This window comes from Streptomyces sp. NPDC088785, from assembly GCF_044750685.1.
In the GTDB taxonomy this organism is placed as follows: Bacteria; Actinomycetota; Actinomycetes; order Streptomycetales; family Streptomycetaceae; genus Streptomyces.
This window is the reverse complement of record NZ_JBIVKH010000009.1, coordinates 52,993-67,289: the sequence shown is the minus strand read 5'-3', so window position 1 is coordinate 67,289 and position 14,297 is coordinate 52,993. Positions and strand designations below refer to the sequence as shown.

Annotated in this window: 17 protein-coding genes; 7 read left to right on the top strand and 10 right to left on the bottom strand. The window is 74.1% G+C overall.

The annotated features are described in order from the left end of the window. Positions 1–58 precede the first annotated feature (58 nt). Positions 59–235, top strand: a complete 177-nt coding sequence (locus tag ACIP5K_RS23755) for a hypothetical protein (RefSeq protein WP_401412414.1) — start codon at positions 59–61, stop codon at positions 233–235. A gap of 15 nt (positions 236–250) precedes the next feature. On the opposite strand, the gene ACIP5K_RS23750 is transcribed toward ACIP5K_RS23755, so the two are convergent. Together ACIP5K_RS23750 and ACIP5K_RS23745 are read right to left on the bottom strand one after the other, a co-directional pair. Next, a complete protein-coding gene (locus ACIP5K_RS23750; protein WP_401412413.1) occupies positions 251–991 on the bottom strand; it encodes an SDR family oxidoreductase in 741 nt (246 codons plus the stop codon). Between the two features lie 19 nt (positions 992–1,010). Then, positions 1,011–1,667, bottom strand: a complete 657-nt coding sequence (locus ACIP5K_RS23745; RefSeq protein WP_401412411.1) for a hypothetical protein — start codon at positions 1,665–1,667, stop codon at positions 1,011–1,013. Between the two features lie 127 nt (positions 1,668–1,794). Between ACIP5K_RS23745 and ACIP5K_RS23740 the strand changes: the two genes are divergently transcribed. Together ACIP5K_RS23740 and lnt are read left to right on the top strand one after the other, a co-directional pair. Then, on the top strand, positions 1,795–2,271 hold the full coding sequence (locus tag ACIP5K_RS23740) for a nuclear transport factor 2 family protein (RefSeq protein WP_401412410.1): 477 nt from the start codon (positions 1,795–1,797) through the stop codon (positions 2,269–2,271). 113 nt (positions 2,272–2,384) lie between these two features. Next, positions 2,385–3,941: an apolipoprotein N-acyltransferase gene (gene lnt, locus ACIP5K_RS23735; RefSeq protein ID WP_401412409.1), complete on the top strand. Its 1,557-nt coding sequence runs from the start codon at positions 2,385–2,387 to the stop codon at positions 3,939–3,941. Between the two features lie 472 nt (positions 3,942–4,413). On the opposite strand, the gene ACIP5K_RS23730 is transcribed toward lnt, so the two are convergent. Next, positions 4,414–5,316 (bottom strand): Gfo/Idh/MocA family protein, encoded by a 903-nt coding sequence (locus tag ACIP5K_RS23730; protein ID WP_401412407.1) that lies wholly within the window; start codon positions 5,314–5,316, stop codon positions 4,414–4,416. A 162-nt stretch (positions 5,317–5,478) separates the two neighbouring features. On the opposite strand from ACIP5K_RS23730, the gene ACIP5K_RS23725 reads away from it, so the two are divergent. Next, positions 5,479–5,949 carry a hypothetical protein gene (locus ACIP5K_RS23725; protein ID WP_401412406.1) on the top strand — a complete coding sequence of 157 codons (471 nt, stop codon included), beginning with the start codon at positions 5,479–5,481 and terminating at the stop codon, positions 5,947–5,949. Between the two features lie 94 nt (positions 5,950–6,043). On the opposite strand, the gene ACIP5K_RS23720 is transcribed toward ACIP5K_RS23725, so the two are convergent. The 7 genes from ACIP5K_RS23720 to ACIP5K_RS23690 all read right to left on the bottom strand — a co-directional run bounded on the left by ACIP5K_RS23720 (position 6,044) and on the right by ACIP5K_RS23690 (position 12,108). Beyond that, the gene (locus tag ACIP5K_RS23720; protein WP_401412405.1) at positions 6,044–6,616 is read right to left on the bottom strand and encodes a hypothetical protein; all 573 of its coding nucleotides are present in this window, start codon (positions 6,614–6,616) and stop codon (positions 6,044–6,046) included. 90 nt (positions 6,617–6,706) lie between these two features. Further along, positions 6,707–7,390, bottom strand: coding sequence for a uracil-DNA glycosylase (locus tag ACIP5K_RS23715; protein ID WP_401412404.1), 684 nt, complete (start codon positions 7,388–7,390; stop codon positions 6,707–6,709). A gap of 124 nt (positions 7,391–7,514) precedes the next feature. Then, positions 7,515–9,098 carry an ABC transporter substrate-binding protein gene (locus ACIP5K_RS23710; RefSeq protein WP_401412403.1) on the bottom strand — a complete coding sequence of 528 codons (1,584 nt, stop codon included), beginning with the start codon at positions 9,096–9,098 and terminating at the stop codon, positions 7,515–7,517. A gap of 127 nt (positions 9,099–9,225) precedes the next feature. Beyond that, a complete protein-coding gene (locus ACIP5K_RS23705; protein WP_401412402.1) occupies positions 9,226–9,981 on the bottom strand; it encodes an SDR family oxidoreductase in 756 nt (251 codons plus the stop codon). 17 nt (positions 9,982–9,998) lie between these two features. Further along, positions 9,999–10,760 carry a 3-oxoacyl-ACP reductase FabG gene (gene fabG / locus ACIP5K_RS23700; protein WP_401412400.1) on the bottom strand — a complete coding sequence of 254 codons (762 nt, stop codon included), beginning with the start codon at positions 10,758–10,760 and terminating at the stop codon, positions 9,999–10,001. A 134-nt stretch (positions 10,761–10,894) separates the two neighbouring features. Beyond that, the gene (locus ACIP5K_RS23695; RefSeq protein ID WP_401412399.1) at positions 10,895–11,296 is read right to left on the bottom strand and encodes a DUF3037 domain-containing protein; all 402 of its coding nucleotides are present in this window, start codon (positions 11,294–11,296) and stop codon (positions 10,895–10,897) included. Beyond that, on the bottom strand, positions 11,293–12,108 hold the full coding sequence (locus ACIP5K_RS23690; RefSeq protein WP_401412398.1) for a HipA family kinase: 816 nt from the start codon (positions 12,106–12,108) through the stop codon (positions 11,293–11,295). The genes ACIP5K_RS23695 and ACIP5K_RS23690 overlap by 4 nt, the downstream gene beginning before the upstream one ends. A gap of 131 nt (positions 12,109–12,239) precedes the next feature. On the opposite strand from ACIP5K_RS23690, the gene ACIP5K_RS23685 reads away from it, so the two are divergent. The 3 genes from ACIP5K_RS23685 (at position 12,240) to ACIP5K_RS23675 (ending at position 14,243) form a co-directional block, all read left to right on the top strand. Next, on the top strand, positions 12,240–12,701 hold the full coding sequence (locus tag ACIP5K_RS23685; RefSeq protein WP_401412396.1) for an ATP-binding protein: 462 nt from the start codon (positions 12,240–12,242) through the stop codon (positions 12,699–12,701). A gap of 79 nt (positions 12,702–12,780) precedes the next feature. Beyond that, on the top strand, positions 12,781–13,647 hold the full coding sequence (locus ACIP5K_RS23680) for a metalloregulator ArsR/SmtB family transcription factor (protein ID WP_401412395.1): 867 nt from the start codon (positions 12,781–12,783) through the stop codon (positions 13,645–13,647). Beyond that, a complete protein-coding gene (locus ACIP5K_RS23675; protein ID WP_401412393.1) occupies positions 13,644–14,243 on the top strand; it encodes a dihydrofolate reductase family protein in 600 nt (199 codons plus the stop codon). The genes ACIP5K_RS23680 and ACIP5K_RS23675 overlap by 4 nt, the downstream gene beginning before the upstream one ends. Positions 14,244–14,297 lie beyond the last annotated feature (54 nt).

Below are 14,297 nucleotides of genomic sequence, written 5' to 3'. Positions count from 1 at the left end.
CGCAGTCGATCGCTCGCTCAGGGTTCACATCCGGTCGCGGCGCGCTTAGCCTTGGCACATGCCATCTGCCGCACGCCAGCCCGCGCGGTCTGCCGAGGAAGTGAACGAGCAGATCCGCGGTCTGTGGCTGCGCGCGGGCGGTCGGCTCACGGCCGAGCAGCGCGCCGAGTACGAGCAGTTGGTGACGGAGTGGGCCCAGGCCATGCGGCGCGCCGAGGTGGTCGGAGCGGCCTGAGCCGGGCCCGTCCGCTCAGCGTCCGCCCGCGACGCGCAGCACCGTGCCCGTCGTGTACGCGGCGTCCGGCGAGAGCAGCCAGGCGATCGCCGCGGCGATCTCGTCGGCCCGGCCCGCCCGGCCCAGCGGCAGCTCGCCGCCCATCCGCCGAGCCCGGTCCGGGTCGCCGTTGCGTGCGTGGATCTCGGTGTCGATGACGCCGGGCGCGACCGCGTTGACGCGGATGCCGGCCGGACCCAGTTCCTTGGACAGGCCGACGGTGAGCGTGTCGACGGCCGCCTTGGACGCGGCGTAGTGGACGTAGTCGCCGGGGCTGCCCAGGGTCGCGGCGGCCGAGGACAGGTTCACGACGGCGCCGCCGCCGGACGCGGCCATGTCCCGGGCCGCGCGGCGGCAGCAGAGCAGGACACCGAAGACGTTGACGTCGACGACGCGGCGCAGGTCCTCGGTGCGGGCGTCGACGAGCGGGCCGAACCCGCCGGTGACACCGGCGTTGTTGACCAGGCCGGTGAGCGGGCCGAGGGCGGCCCGCGCCTCGTCGAACAGCCGCTCCACGTCGGCCTCCCGCGAGGTGTCGCCCCGGAGGACGGCGCAGCGCGCACCGGCCGCACGCACGGCGTCGGCGGTGCGCGCGGCGGCCTCCTCGTCGTGCACGTAGGACAGGGCGATGTCGTGGCCGTCACGGGCGAGCCGCAGCGAGGTGGCGGCGCCGATGCCTCGGCTGCCGCCGGTGACGAGGGTGATGGGGCGGTTCAAACGGGCCTCCTGGCGGTGATCAGGTCGCGCGAGGCGCACCGTACCAGCGCCACTTGCCGACCCTCTCCCGGCCCGGCAGATCGCCGCGCCCGGTCGCCCACAGCAGCGTCGGCCACGGTTCCGCGGTGGCCGGGGCGTCGGGGAAGAGCCGGTGCAGCGCGCGGGCGCACAGCCCCGCGGGCGGGGTGAAGGGGACACCGAGGCCGAGCGCCATGTCATGGGCGTGCAGCAGCGTCTCGACGACGCCCATCGCGGCGAACCCCTCGGGGTCGGCCGCACCGAAGACATGATGGCCGCGCGCCGTCGCCGGTGTCCCCCGCACCACGGCGACGAGCAGCCCGCCGCACGCCTCCAGGACGCCGAGCAGCCCGGCCGGGCCCGCCTCCAGGTCCGCGGTGACGGTGTTGGCGGGGCCCTGCGGGCGGCGCCGGGAGAAGCCGAAGCCCACGTCCGCGCCGGCCATCGGCCGCGTGGAGCCGATCTGGGCCGCGTACGCGAAGAGGTCGTCGGCGAGGTGTTCGCCGGTCTCCCAGCACGTCCACTCCAGCGGCCCGGCGGGGACGTGCCAGTCGGCCCCGGCGGCGGGGCGCAGGGCGTCGACGGTGATCCGGACGGCGTGCGCCACGTCGTCGGCGGTGACGGGTCCGGGTGCGGAGGTGCTCGGCTCGGCTGACATGCGCCGACCGTAACAGCGACGGGCCGGGCGGGACCGGGGTCGGGGGACGCGGTCCCGGCGGGGGGCGGCCGGGACCGGGTGGCGCACGCCTCTTGGCTGGGCGCTCCCGGGGCTCGACACTGACTCGATGACGCAGCGTGTGGAACTCGCGACCGTCCTCGACCGGCTCGCCGTCGACGAGTTGGTGACCGACTACGCCGTGACCGTGGACGACGGGGACTGGGCCGCGTACCGCGCCCTGTTCGCGCCGGACGGCCGGGCCGACTACCGGGCGGCGGGCGGTGAGGAGGGCGGCGCCGAGGAGATCGCCCGATGGCTGACCCGGACGATGGAGCTGTTCCCGATGCGCCAGCACCTCATCGTCAACCGGCGCGTGCGGTTCGACCGCCTGGACCGGGACGTCGGCGACACCGCCCTGGTCCGGGCCGACTACATCAACCCGATGCGGCTCGCGGGCGCGGAGGACGGCGGGGCGCCGGACTTCGTGTGCGGCGGCCGGTACGCGTTCGGACTCGTCCGTACACCGGCCGGCTGGCGGATGCACCGGGTGACGGTGCACGAGAAGTGGCGGCGCGCTCCCCGGAGTTCGGCCGCCGCGGTGTGAGGACGGCACGGCCGCCCGTCGCCGCCCCCCTGTCGTTGATCGTCGCCGACCCGCACACTGAGAGCAGGTGACCGGCCGGCGGCGGCGGTCGTACGAGGTGGGAGGCGCGACGGATGCGGGGACGGCGGCGGCTCGGGACATCGCCCTGGTGGCGCGGGGCCGCGGCGGCCGGGGCGGGCGCGCTGCCCGCGCTCGCGTTCCCCGCGCCCGCCTGGTGGTGGTGGGCGTACGCGGCCCTCGTACCCTGGATGCTCCTGGCGCGCTCCGCGCCGACGCCGCGCCGCGCGGCCCTCGACGGCTGGCTGGGCGGCCTCGGGTTCATGCTGGCGGTGCACCACTGGCTGCTGCCCAGCCTGCACGTCTTCACCGTCCTCCTCGCGGCGCTGCTTGGCGCGCTGTGGGCGCCGTGGGGCTGGCTGCTGCACCGGCTGCTGCACGGCCGGCCGTCGCCGCGGCAGGCGGGGGCGGCGCTGGTGGCGGTGCCCTCGGCGTGGCTGATGGTCGAACTGGTGCGGTCCTGGCAGGGGTTGGGCGGCCCGTGGGGGATGCTCGGCTCCAGCCAGTGGCAGGTCGGCCCCGCGCTGCGGCTCGCCTCGGTGGGCGGGGTGTGGCTGCTGAGCCTGCTCGTGGTCCTGGTGAACACCGCGGTCACCGTGCTGGTCGTCGCGCGCGGCGCCCGCGTCCCCGCCGTCGCCGGGCTCGTGGCGACCGTCGCGGTGACCGCCGCCGCGACGCTCTGGGCGCCGCGCCCGCAGACCGACGGCACCGCGCGCGTCGCCGTCGTGCAGCCGGGGGTCGTCGTCGGCGCCGAGCGGCGCTTCGACCGGGAGGAGGCGCTCACCCGGCGGCTCGCGGGGCGCGACGTCGACCTCGTGGTCTGGGGCGAGAGCAGCGTCGGCCACGACCTGGCCGCGCGGCCCGATCTGGCGCGTCGGCTCGCCGCGCTCTCCCGGTACGTCGGCGCGGACATCCTGGTCAACGTGGACGCGCGCCGCGCCGCCCCGGACGGGGACGGCGCCCGGGGCGGCGCCGGGGGCGGCATCTACAAGAGTTCGGTCCTGATCGGGTCCGGCGGGCCGACCGGGCCGCGCTACGCCAAGATGCGGCTGGTCCCGTTCGGGGAGTACGTGCCCGCGCGCTCGCTGCTCGGCTGGGCGACGTCGGTGGGCAGGGCGGCCGGCGAGGACCGGCGGCGCGGGACCCGTCAGGTCGTCATGGACGCGGGTGGGCTGCGGTTCGGGCCTCTGGTCTGCTTCGAGTCGGCGTTCCCCGACATGACCCGGCGGCTGACCGAGGACGGGGCGCGGCTGCTGATCGCGCAGTCGTCGACCTCGTCGTTCCAGCACAGCTGGGCGCCCGAGCAGCACGCGTCGCTGGCGGCGTTGCGGGCCGCCGAGACCGGGCGGCCGATGGTGCACGCCACGCTGACCGGGGTCTCCGCCGCGTACGGGCCCGACGGGGCGCGGGTCGGCCCGTGGCTCGGGACGTCGTCGAGTGCGGTGCGGGTGTACGCGGCTCCGACCGCGCACGGGACGACCTTGTACGTGCGGTGGGGGGACTGGGCGGTGCGGGGGGCCGGGGCCGTGCTGGTGGTTCTCGGCGCGGCGGACGCCCTCCGCCGCCGCACCCGGTCCCCGGCCCTGGACGCCTACGCCTCCCCCCACACCTAGGCCCCCTCCCACCCCGGCGGGGCTGGTCGCACCCCTGGGTGCTCTTCCGGGTGCGGCTCTCGCCGTGGCCGGTCGCGCAGTTCCCCGCGCCCCTGGGCAGCACTTCGTCCGCGGCTCTCGTCGTGGCCGGTCGCGCAGTTCCCCGCGCCCCTGGGCAGTACTTCGTCCGCGGCTCTCGCCGTGGCCGGTCGCGCAGTTCCCCGCGCCCCTGAGATGCGCACTTCGTGCGCCATCTCATCAGAGGGGCGGTCATCGTCCCGTCTCCCCCTCCCCCAGGGAGAGGCGCGCGGAGCGCTGCCTCAGGGGGAGGCTGCGCGCAGCGCATGCCTCAGGGGGAGGCTGCGCGCAGCGCATGCCTCAGGGGCGCGGGGAACTGCGCGAGAAGCGGCCACCGGCCCGCGGACGAAGTACGACCCAGGGGCGCGGGGAACTGCGTGAGACGTCCCAGCGGGCCGCGGGCGGCGGGGCCGCCTCAGGCGGCCCCCACAACCCCCCGCACCACCCGCTCACACAGCTCATGCGTGCCCAGCGCATCCCGCGCGCTGAGCGCCTCCCCGGCCCGCACGGCGTCCAGGAACGACAGGGCCACCTGCTCGATGCCCCGCTGCCGCGCCACCGGCACCCAGTCCCCGCGCCGCCGCACCGAAGGCTGCCCCTTGTGGTCGACGACATCGGCGAGATTGAGCACCTGCCGCTTCGTGTCCTGCCCGGAGACCTCGAGGATCTCCTCGGTGGACCCGCTGAGCCGGTTCATCACCCCGAGCGCGGTGAACCCGTCCCCGGCGAGTTGCAGCACGACATGGTGCAGCAGCCCGTCCTCGACGCGGGCGCGCACGGTGACGTCGTCGATCGTGCCGGGCACCAGGAAGCGCAGGGTGTCCACGACGTGGATGAAGTCGTCGAGGATCATCGTGCGCGGCTCCTCGGGGAGCCCGACCCGGTTCTTCTGCATCAGGATCAGCTCGCGGGGATGCTCGACGCACTGCGCGTACCCGGGCGCGTGACGCCGGTTGAAGCCGACGGCGAGACCGACCCCGAGCTCCTCCGCACGCTCCACGAGCCGCGTGGAGTCGGCGAGTTCGTAGGCGAGGGGCTTGTCGACGTACGTCGGCACCCCGGCCTCCAGCAGCCGTGTCACGATCTCGGGGTGGACGGCCGTCGGCGCGTGCACGAACGCGGCGTCGAGCCCTTGGGCCAGCAGCCCGTCCAGGTCGGCGTGGCGCTGGGCGGCCGGGATCCGGTACTGCTCGGCGACCCGGGCGAGGGTCGCGGCGGTACGGGTCTGCACATGCAGTTCGAGGCCCGGCTGTGCGGCGAGCACGGGCAGATAGGCCTTTTGCGCGATGTCGCCGAGTCCGATGCAGCCGACCTTCACGTCCCGTACTCCTCTGTCTCGGTCCCCGTTGCCTGCGTCCGGGCAGCATACGGCGGGCGCGGCACACCCCACCCGGCCCCCCGCCGCACCCCCCTCACCCGTGCGGGGCAACCTCGCCGATTCCGGTTCCGCCGCGCCCGGGGGTCGGCCAGAGTGGCGCGAGTGCTCCGAACCACCAGCTCAGCCTCGCTCCTGCTGACGGCAGCCGCCGCGGCCGTCGCCGCAGCCACCGCCTCCGGATGCGTGCACGTCGGCGCGCCGTACGCGCCGGCCGCGCCCACCCCGCCCGCCATGGCCCCCGCGCCCAGCCCGGAGGGCCACGCCGACGAGCGGCCGCTCGTCCAGGGCCCGGCCCGCGAGGCTCTTCAGCGCTCCGAACCGTCCCCGCACCGCTCCCCCGTCGCGCGACGCCCGGCCGAACCGCCCCGTCCCCCGGTGCGGCACGCCGTACCGGCCCCCCGGCACGCACCGCACCCGGCCGCGCCCGCGCACCCCACGGCGCCGCGCGCCGAACGCCCCGCGGTTCCGGCACCGCCGCCGCGGACCGACGTGTGCGCCCTCGGCCGTCAGTACGGAGGCTGGGCCCCGGACAGCCCGCAGGCGGTCATCTGCAAGGACACGTACGGCAGTTGAGGACACGTGCGACGCGGAGACGGGACCCGGCACCCCGGCCCGCTCCGCCCCCGCAGCGGGCCGGGGGTCTCGGCCGGAGCCCGGTGCGACCCCGTCACGATCCGCTTCGCGGCGGCCCGAGCGGCTCCCCGCCGGGCCGGCCGTGCCCGCCGCCGCCCTCGCCGGGGTCCCCGTCCTCCCCCGGCAGCCCCGGCACCCCCGGCATCCCCGCCACCTCCCCCTCCAGCCGCGTGAGCGCGGCCCGCACCCCGACCGCGTGCCCGTGGTCCGCGGCGCCGCCCAGCTCGGCGGCCGCGGCGCGCGCCCGCGACAGATGGCTGCGGGCCGCGCCGGGCCGGGTCAGTTTCACGTAGTCGCCCGCGAGGCTCAGGTGCAGCGACGGGTACAGGGCCCGCAGGGCCGGCGACCGCGGCTCGGCGCACGAGTCGGCGGCGCTCAACGCCCGCAGGTCCCACGCCAGTTCGTCGGACGGGTCGGTGTGGGTGCGGGCCAGGTAGTGCGCGAGCGTGCAGCGGTGCAGCGGGTCGCCGTCCTCGCCCAGCTCCGACCACAGCCCGAGCAGCCGGTCCCTCGCCTCCTCGCGGTCCCCGGCGTGGTGCAGCATGACCAGCTGCCCGATCCGGGTGGACAACGCGTCGTCCGCCGCCTGCTCGCGCTGCTGTGCCACTGCTGCCTCCAAGCTCGGAAACCGGCTCGCCCACCGGTCACGGCTCCCGACGCTAGCCGCCGCCGACGGCTATCCAGGGCAGGCGCGGCCTCAGCCGAGGTCCGGGATGCGCCAGTCGATCGGCTCGTGGCCCTGGGCCGCCACCGCCTCGTTGATCTGCGTGAAGGGCTGCGAGCCGAAGAACTTCTTCGCGGACAGCGGCGAGGGGTGCGCGCCCTTCACGACGATGTGCCGGTCGGTGTCGATGAGCGGCAGCTTCTTCTGCGCGTAGTTGCCCCAGAGCACGAAGACCGCCGGGTCGGGCCGCTCGGCGACGGAGCGGATGACGGCGTCCGTGAACTTCTCCCAGCCCTTGCCCTTGTGCGAGTTGGCCTCGCCGGCCCGCACCGTGAGCACCGCGTTCAGCAGCAGGACGCCCTGCTCCGCCCACGGCATCAGATAGCCGTTGTCCGGGACGGGGGTGCCCAGCTCGGCCTGCATCTCCTTGTAGATGTTGCGCAGCGAGGGCGGCGTCCGCACCCCGGGGCGCACCGAGAAGCACAGGCCGTGGCCCTGGCCCTCGCCGTGGTAGGGGTCCTGGCCGAGGACGAGGACCTTGACCCGGTCGTACGGCGTGGCGTCGAGCGCGGCGAAGACCTGCTCGCGCGGCGGGTAGACGGGGCCCTTGGCGCGCTCCTCCTCGACGAACTCGGTGAGTTCCTTGAAGTAGGGCTTCTCGAGTTCCTCGCCGAGGACGCCACGCCAGGACTCGGGCAGCATCGCGGTGTCGGTCACGTCAACAACCTCCGGGGTACGGGCACGTGCACGGCCGCGCGCGCCGTCCTGCCTGACGCGCGCGGCCGCATCGGTACCCGAGAACCTACCGGCGGCCACTGACACTCCGGGCCGGGGCCCGGCATCACCAGCTGGTCTTGCGCTCCAGCTCCCACATCAGCATGATCGTCGACGGGTCGAGGGCCCGCTCGCCGCCGGCGATCTCCTCGCTCGCGGCGATGTACTGCTTGCCCTGCCACAGCGGCAGCAGCCGCACGTCCTCGGCCATGATCTGCTGGGCCCGCGCGAACTGCCGCACCACGGCCCCGCGGTCGCTCTCCCGGCGGGACTGCGGCAGCAGCTCGTCGGTGATCTCCGGGGAGATGTACGGCGTACCGACCGCGTTCTCCGCGCCCACGAAGGGCGCGATGAAGTTGTCCGCGTCGGGGAAGTCGGGGAACCAGCCGCGCCCGAAGACCGGGTACTCGCCCTTGCGGTAGCCGGCCTCGAAGGTGTTCCAGGGCCGGCTCTCCAGCTTCACCTCGAACAGCTTGGACGCCTCCAGCTGCCGCTTCAGCTCCTCGAACTCGGGCTTGGTCGCCGACCCGTAGCGGTCCGTGGTGTACCAGAGGGTGAGCGGTACGGGCGCGTGGATGCCCGCTTTGGAGAGGATCTGGGCCGCCTTGGCCGCGCTCGGGTCGCCGTAGTCGCTGAAGAAGTCGGTGGTGTGCCCGACGAGACCGGCCGGGACCATGGAGTAGAGCGGGGTGACGGTGTCCTGGTAGACCGAGTGCGCGATGGCGCCGCGGTCGACGAGCTGCGCGACGGCCTGGCGGACCGCCTTCTTGCCCGCCCACGGGTCCTTGGGGTTGAAGACCAGGTAGCTGGTCTCCATGCCCGCGCCCTCGACGAGCTGGAGGTCCCCGGCGTTCTTCTTGTCCTGGAGCTTGACCGCGTCGGAGGCGGCGAGCCCGCGGAAGGTGACGTCGATCTTCTTCGCGCGCAGGGCGGCCACCATGTCCGCCGACGACGTGAAGTAGCGGATCGTCACGGCGGAGTTCTTGCGGTCCGCGAGACCCTTGTACGAGTCGTTCTTGACCAGTTCGGCCTTGTCGCCGGGGCTGTAGGACTTGAGCGCGTACGGGCCCGAGCCGGACACCTCCCGGTCCTTGCGCACCGACTTGGCCGGGTAGTCGTCGGGGTCGACGATCGACATGGCCGGGGTGGCGAGCACGTACGGGAACGTGGCGTCGGCCTTCTTCAGGTGGAACGTCACGTCCCGGTCGCCCTGCGTGGTGACGCGGTCGAGGCTGCCGAGCAGCCCCTCGGGTCCGCCCTTGAGGCCGATGGTCCGGATCCGGTCGATGGAGTACTTCACGGCGGCGGCGTCCAGGGTGTCGCCGTCGGAGAACGTCATGCCCTGCCGCAGCCGGCAGTGGTAGACCCGGTTGCCGGTGCCCTTGAAGGAGCACTCGGCGGCGTCCGCCTCGGGCTGGGCGGCGCCGGACGGGAAGGCGACGAGCGTCTGGTACACGTTCCGGAACAGCTCCCACGAGCCGTCCCAGGAGGCGGCGGGATCCAGCGTGCTCGGCGCGCTGGTGGTGCCCACCACGATCGGGTCCTCGTCCTCGGAGCCGCTCGCGTTCACCACCCCGCACCCGGCCAGCAGGGGTATGAACGTAGTCGCCGCCAACACGCGGGGGGCAAGCAACCGTCTGAACACGCGCACGCTCCTCGATCGGCCATGCCATGGGATCGGCCGACCTTATCGCAGTGCCCCGGCAGATCAACTACCTGATCTGCCGGGGCACTTGAGCTGCGGGAAGTTTGTCAGGTGACGCCCGCAATCTGCCGTGTCAGGCGACGCCCGCGTTGAGGAAGATGCCGCCGTCGACGACGAGCGTCTGCCCGGTGATCCAGTCCGACTGGGGCGAGGTGAGGAACGCGGCGGCGCCGCCGATGTCCTCCGGCACGCCGAGCCGGCCCAGCGGGTAGGCGGCCGCGGCCTCGGCCTCCCGGCCCTCGTACAGGGCCTGGGCGAACTTGGTCTTGACGACCGCGGGGGCGATCGCGTTGACCCGCACCTTCGGCGCGAACTCGTGCGCCAGCTGGAGCGTGAGGTTGACCATGGCGGCCTTGCTCATGCCGTAGGCGCCGATGAACGGCGAGGCCGAGACCCCGGCCACGGAGGCGATGTTGACGATCGCGCCGCCGTTCTCCTTCTGCCACGCCCGGTACGTCTGCTGCGCGAAGCCGAGCGCGGAGACGACGTTGGTCTCGAAGACCTTGCGCGCCACGTTCAGGTCCAGCTCGGCGATCGGCCCGAAGACCGGGTTCGTACCCGCGTTGTTGACGAGGAAGTCGACGCGGCCGAAGGCCTCCATGGTGCGCTCGACGGCGGTGGCCTGGTGCGCCTCGTCGTGCGCCTTGCCCGCCACGTAGACGGCACGGTCCGAACCGAGCCGCTCCACGGCCTCCTTGAGCGCGTCCTCGCCGCGGCCGGTGATGCAGACCCGGTCGCCGCGTGCGACGAGCGCCTCGGCGATGCCGTATCCGATGCCCCGGCTCGCACCGGTGACGAGGGCGACCTTGCCCGAGAGTTCAGCAGTCATGTCCCGTGTCCCCAGCCTTAGTTGAGCGGTCCGCCGGCCACGTACATGACCTGGCCGGAGACGAAGCCGGCCGCGTCGCCGGTGAAGAAGGCGATGGCGTTGGCGATGTCCTCGGGGCGGCCCACGCGCTGCACCGGGATCTGGGTGGCGGCGGCCGCCTGGAACTCCTCGAAGCCCATGCCGACCCGGTCGGCGGTGGCCTTGGTCATCTCGGTGACGATGAAGCCCGGGGCGACGGAGTTGGCGGTGACGCCGAACTTGCCGAGCTCCTTGGCGAGCGTCTTGGTGAAACCCTGGAGACCGGCCTTGGCGGCCGAGTAGTTGACCTGGCCGCGGTTGCCGAGCGCCGAGGACGACGACAGGTTGACGATGCGGCCGAAGGCGGCGTCCACCATGTGCTTCTGGACGGCCTTCGACATCAGGAACGCACCGCGCAGGTGCACGTTCATGACGGTGTCCCAGTCCAGGGCGCTCATCTTGAACAGCAGGTTGTCGCGGAGCACGCCCGCGTTGTTGACCAGGATGGTCGGGGCGCCGAGCTCCTCGGCGATGCGCGCGACGGCGGCCTCGACCTGGGCCTCGTCGGACACGTCGCAGCCCACGGCGAGGGCCCTGCCACCGGCGGCGGTGATCTTCTCGACGGTGTCCTTGCAGGCGGCCTCGTCGAGGTCGATCACGGCGACGGCGCGGCCTTCTTCGGCCAGACGGACCGCGGTGGCGGCGCCGATGCCGCGCGCGGCTCCGGTGACGATCGCTACGCGCTGCTCAGTGGTGGACATGCTCTTCGGTCTCCTCGCCCTAGAGGTCGGCCGCTCCGCTGCGAAATCGCTGAGCAACCGCTTAGTCCCTGTGCGTGTGACGCTAGAAGTCCTGGCACCCGGTGTCAACGTACCCACCGGGTGCCTCTGATCACTCAGCGCACCAGAAGGGCGAGCAGCCGCTCCGCCTCGGCCGCCGGATCGGTGGTCAGACCGGTGTGCACCGGCCCCGGCCGCACCACGGTCGAGCGGGGCGCGACGAGCCAGCGGTAGCGCCGTCCGGCGTCGTCCGCGCCGGCCTGTCCGGCGTCGGCTCCCCCTGCGCAGTGCCGCTCGACGGCGCCGAGCAGGGCCCGTACGCCCGTCACGTCCGCCTCGGGGTCGAGGGCCAGCAGGCGCGCCTCGTCGAGGTGGGTGAGGGCGGTGACGAAGGACCGGGCGCGGCAGTACACGACGACGCCCGCGTTGATCTGCTCGCCGCGTTCGGCGCGGGGCACCACGCGCAGCAGGGCGTACTCGAAGACGTCGCGGGTCTCCGGCGTGCCGGGGGCGTTCATCGGGCGGCTCCTTCGGGCGTGATCCAGCCGGTGGTCCGGGAGCCGGGTCCGGTCGCGGTGTCCGGCAGGGCGATGCGCTCGTGCAGGCCGGGGACGCGTTCGAGCAGTGTCTCGACGTACGCGCGGCGCACGGCGTCCGGGCTGTCGAAGCCGGGCTCGTCGGTCAGCCAGACGTCGGGCACGTCGGCGGCGGCCTCGGCGAGCAGCTCCCCGGTGACGCGCGGGGCGAGGTCGGCGGCGGCCGCGGCGAGGTCGGGCGCGAAGGGGGCGAGGGCGTGGTCGGTGGCGTCGTAGGGCTTGGCGGCCCAGGCGGCGGCGCCGCGCCAGCTGTGGTGCCAGATCATGCTGGCGCCGTGGTCGATGAGCCACAACTCGCCGTTCCACACGAGCAGGTTGGGATTGCGCCAGGAGCGGTCGACGTTGTTGACGAGCGCGTCGAACCAGACGACGCGGCCCGCCTCGGCCGGGTCGACGGCGTACGCGAGCGGGTCGAAGCCGAGCGCGCGCGGCAGGAACCGCATCCCGAGGTTGGTGCCGCCGCTGTTCTTGAGCAGCCCCTGCACCTCGGTGTCGGGCTCGCCGAGGCCGATCACGGGGTCGAGCGCGAGCGTGACGAGGCCGGGCACGCGGAACCCGAGCCGCCGCGCGAGCTGCCCGCAGATCACTTCCGCGACGAGCGTCTTGCGGCCCTGCCCGGCTCCGGTGAATTTCATGACGTAGGTGTTCAGGTCGTCCGCCTCGACGAGCCCGGGAAGCGAACCTCCCTCACGCAGGGGCGCGACGTAGCGGGTCGCGGTGAACTCTCTCATCATCGTCCAAGGCTCCACGGATCAAATGCCCAGCATTTCACGGCGGACCCCGCCCGGCCGTCATCCGTCGCCCCGCCCATAAGTGGACTGCCGGATCGCGGGCACTCGGGCGGGGACGACGAAAGGGAACGATCATGCGCAATTCCTCACTCAGGGCCGTGGGGTGGGCTCGCTCACTGCCGGTCAGCAGCGGGATCAAGGCGGCCCGGGACTGGACGCGTGAGCGGCTGGCGGACCTCCACTGGTCCGAGAGCGCGCCGGACACGGTCGACGCCGTGCTGCTGACCGTCTCGGAGCTCGTCACGAACACGCACGTCCACGCGCGCTCCACCGCCCAGCTCGTGCTGACCTGGGACGGCGACTGCCTGCACGTGACGGTCCACGACAACGACCCGGCGCCGCCGGTGCCGCGCCAGCCCGACGAGGAGGCGACCGGGGGCCGCGGCCTGATGCTGATCGACGCGCTCGCCGACACCTGGCAGTCCCACGAGTGCCCGCGCGGCAAGGACGTCACGGCCTGCTTCCGGCCCCCGGCGCCCGACCAGGACGAGCCGTCCCCCGAGGCCGGCAAGGGCGCGGACGCCGGCGCCCCCTGACCCCGGCGGGGAGGAGCGGGCGCAGCGCTCTCCACATATTCCTTGACACGAATATTCTCCTGGGGGAATACTCGGTGCCATGGATGCCCTCCTCGCCGCCCTGGCCGACCCGGCCCGCTGGCGGCTCGTGACCCTGCTGGGCGAGCGACCACGCCCCGTCGGCGTGCTCGCCCAGCTCGCCGACGCACGCCAGCCCCAGACGACCAAGCACCTCCAGACCCTGGAGCGCGCCGGCATCGTCACGTCGCGACGCACGGGCAGCCGCCGGGTCTACGCCCTGCGCCCCGGCCCGTTGCGGGACCTCGCGGCCGTGCTGGGCCGGCTCGCCGACGCCGCGGCCCCGGCCGACGGCGCCCCGCCGCCGTACGACACGTACGAGAAGTACACCCGCGAGGTCGAGGCGCAGCGCGCCGCCGCCGGGGGGCCGGGCTGGGCCGACGGCCGCACGTTCCTCTTCCGGCGGACCCTCGCGGGCCGCCCCGAGCAGGTCTGGGCGCACCTGACCGAGCCGTCGCTGCTGGCCCGCTGGTGGGCGCCGGACGACCTGCGCCTGTCGGAGCTGGTCTTCGAGGCGCGGCCGGGCGGCCGGATCGTCCAGGAGTACCGCGACGCCGACGACGGGGACGGCAGTGGCGGCGACGCGGTGGTCGGGCGCGCGGAGGGCACGGTGCGCGAGGCCCGCCCCGGCGAGCACCTCGCCTACCGGCTCTCCCCCCGCCTGCCCGACGGGAGCACCGCGTTCACCTCGCACGTCGACGTCGGACTGCGCCCGGCCGGGACCGGCACGGACCTCGACGTCCGCTACCGGATCACCGACAGCGCCGTCGAGTCGGCGGACTTCGTCGCCGGCGTCGAGATCGGCTTCGGACAGAGCCTCGACAAACTCGCGGCGGCCTTCGCCGCGGGCCCCCTCACCACCGGTACCGACCCAGGGAGCACGACATGAGCGAGCAGACCGGCGGCCGCAGGGTCGTCACGAACATGAGCCTTTCCCTCGACGGCCACTACGCGGGCACCGACCCCATGGACATGGGCTGGGTGATGCCGTACGCGGTCACCGACGTCGCCCGCGACCATCTGACGAGCCTGTGGGACTCGGCGACGACGGCCCTGCTCGGGCGGGTCAACGCCGAGGGGTTCCTCGGTTTCTGGCCGACCGTCATCGGCATGGAGGGAGCGGACCCGCGCGACGAGGGCTTCGCGAAGTGGCTCGTCGGCGCCGACAAGGTGGTCCTCTCCCGCACCCTCGACGAGGCGCCGTGGGAGCGGACCACCCTCGCCGACCGACCGGCCGCCGAGGTCGTCGCCGACCTGAGGAGCGCCGAGGGCGGCGACATCCTGGTCCTGTCGAGCGCCAGCGTCATCAAGGCCCTGCTGGCGGCCGACCAGGTCGACCGCCTCGCCCTGACGGTCTTCCCGGTCTTCCTCGGGGAGGGACCGCGCCTCTTCGAGGACGGCCTGCCCGCGGGGCAGTGGACGCTGGTCAGCCAGACGGCGGGCGAGCACGGCACGCTGGCCCTCGTCTACGACCGGGTGCGCTGACCCGTCCGGGGCGCGGCCGTTCGCCCCACACGCACGCCGGGCGGTGCGGCCGAC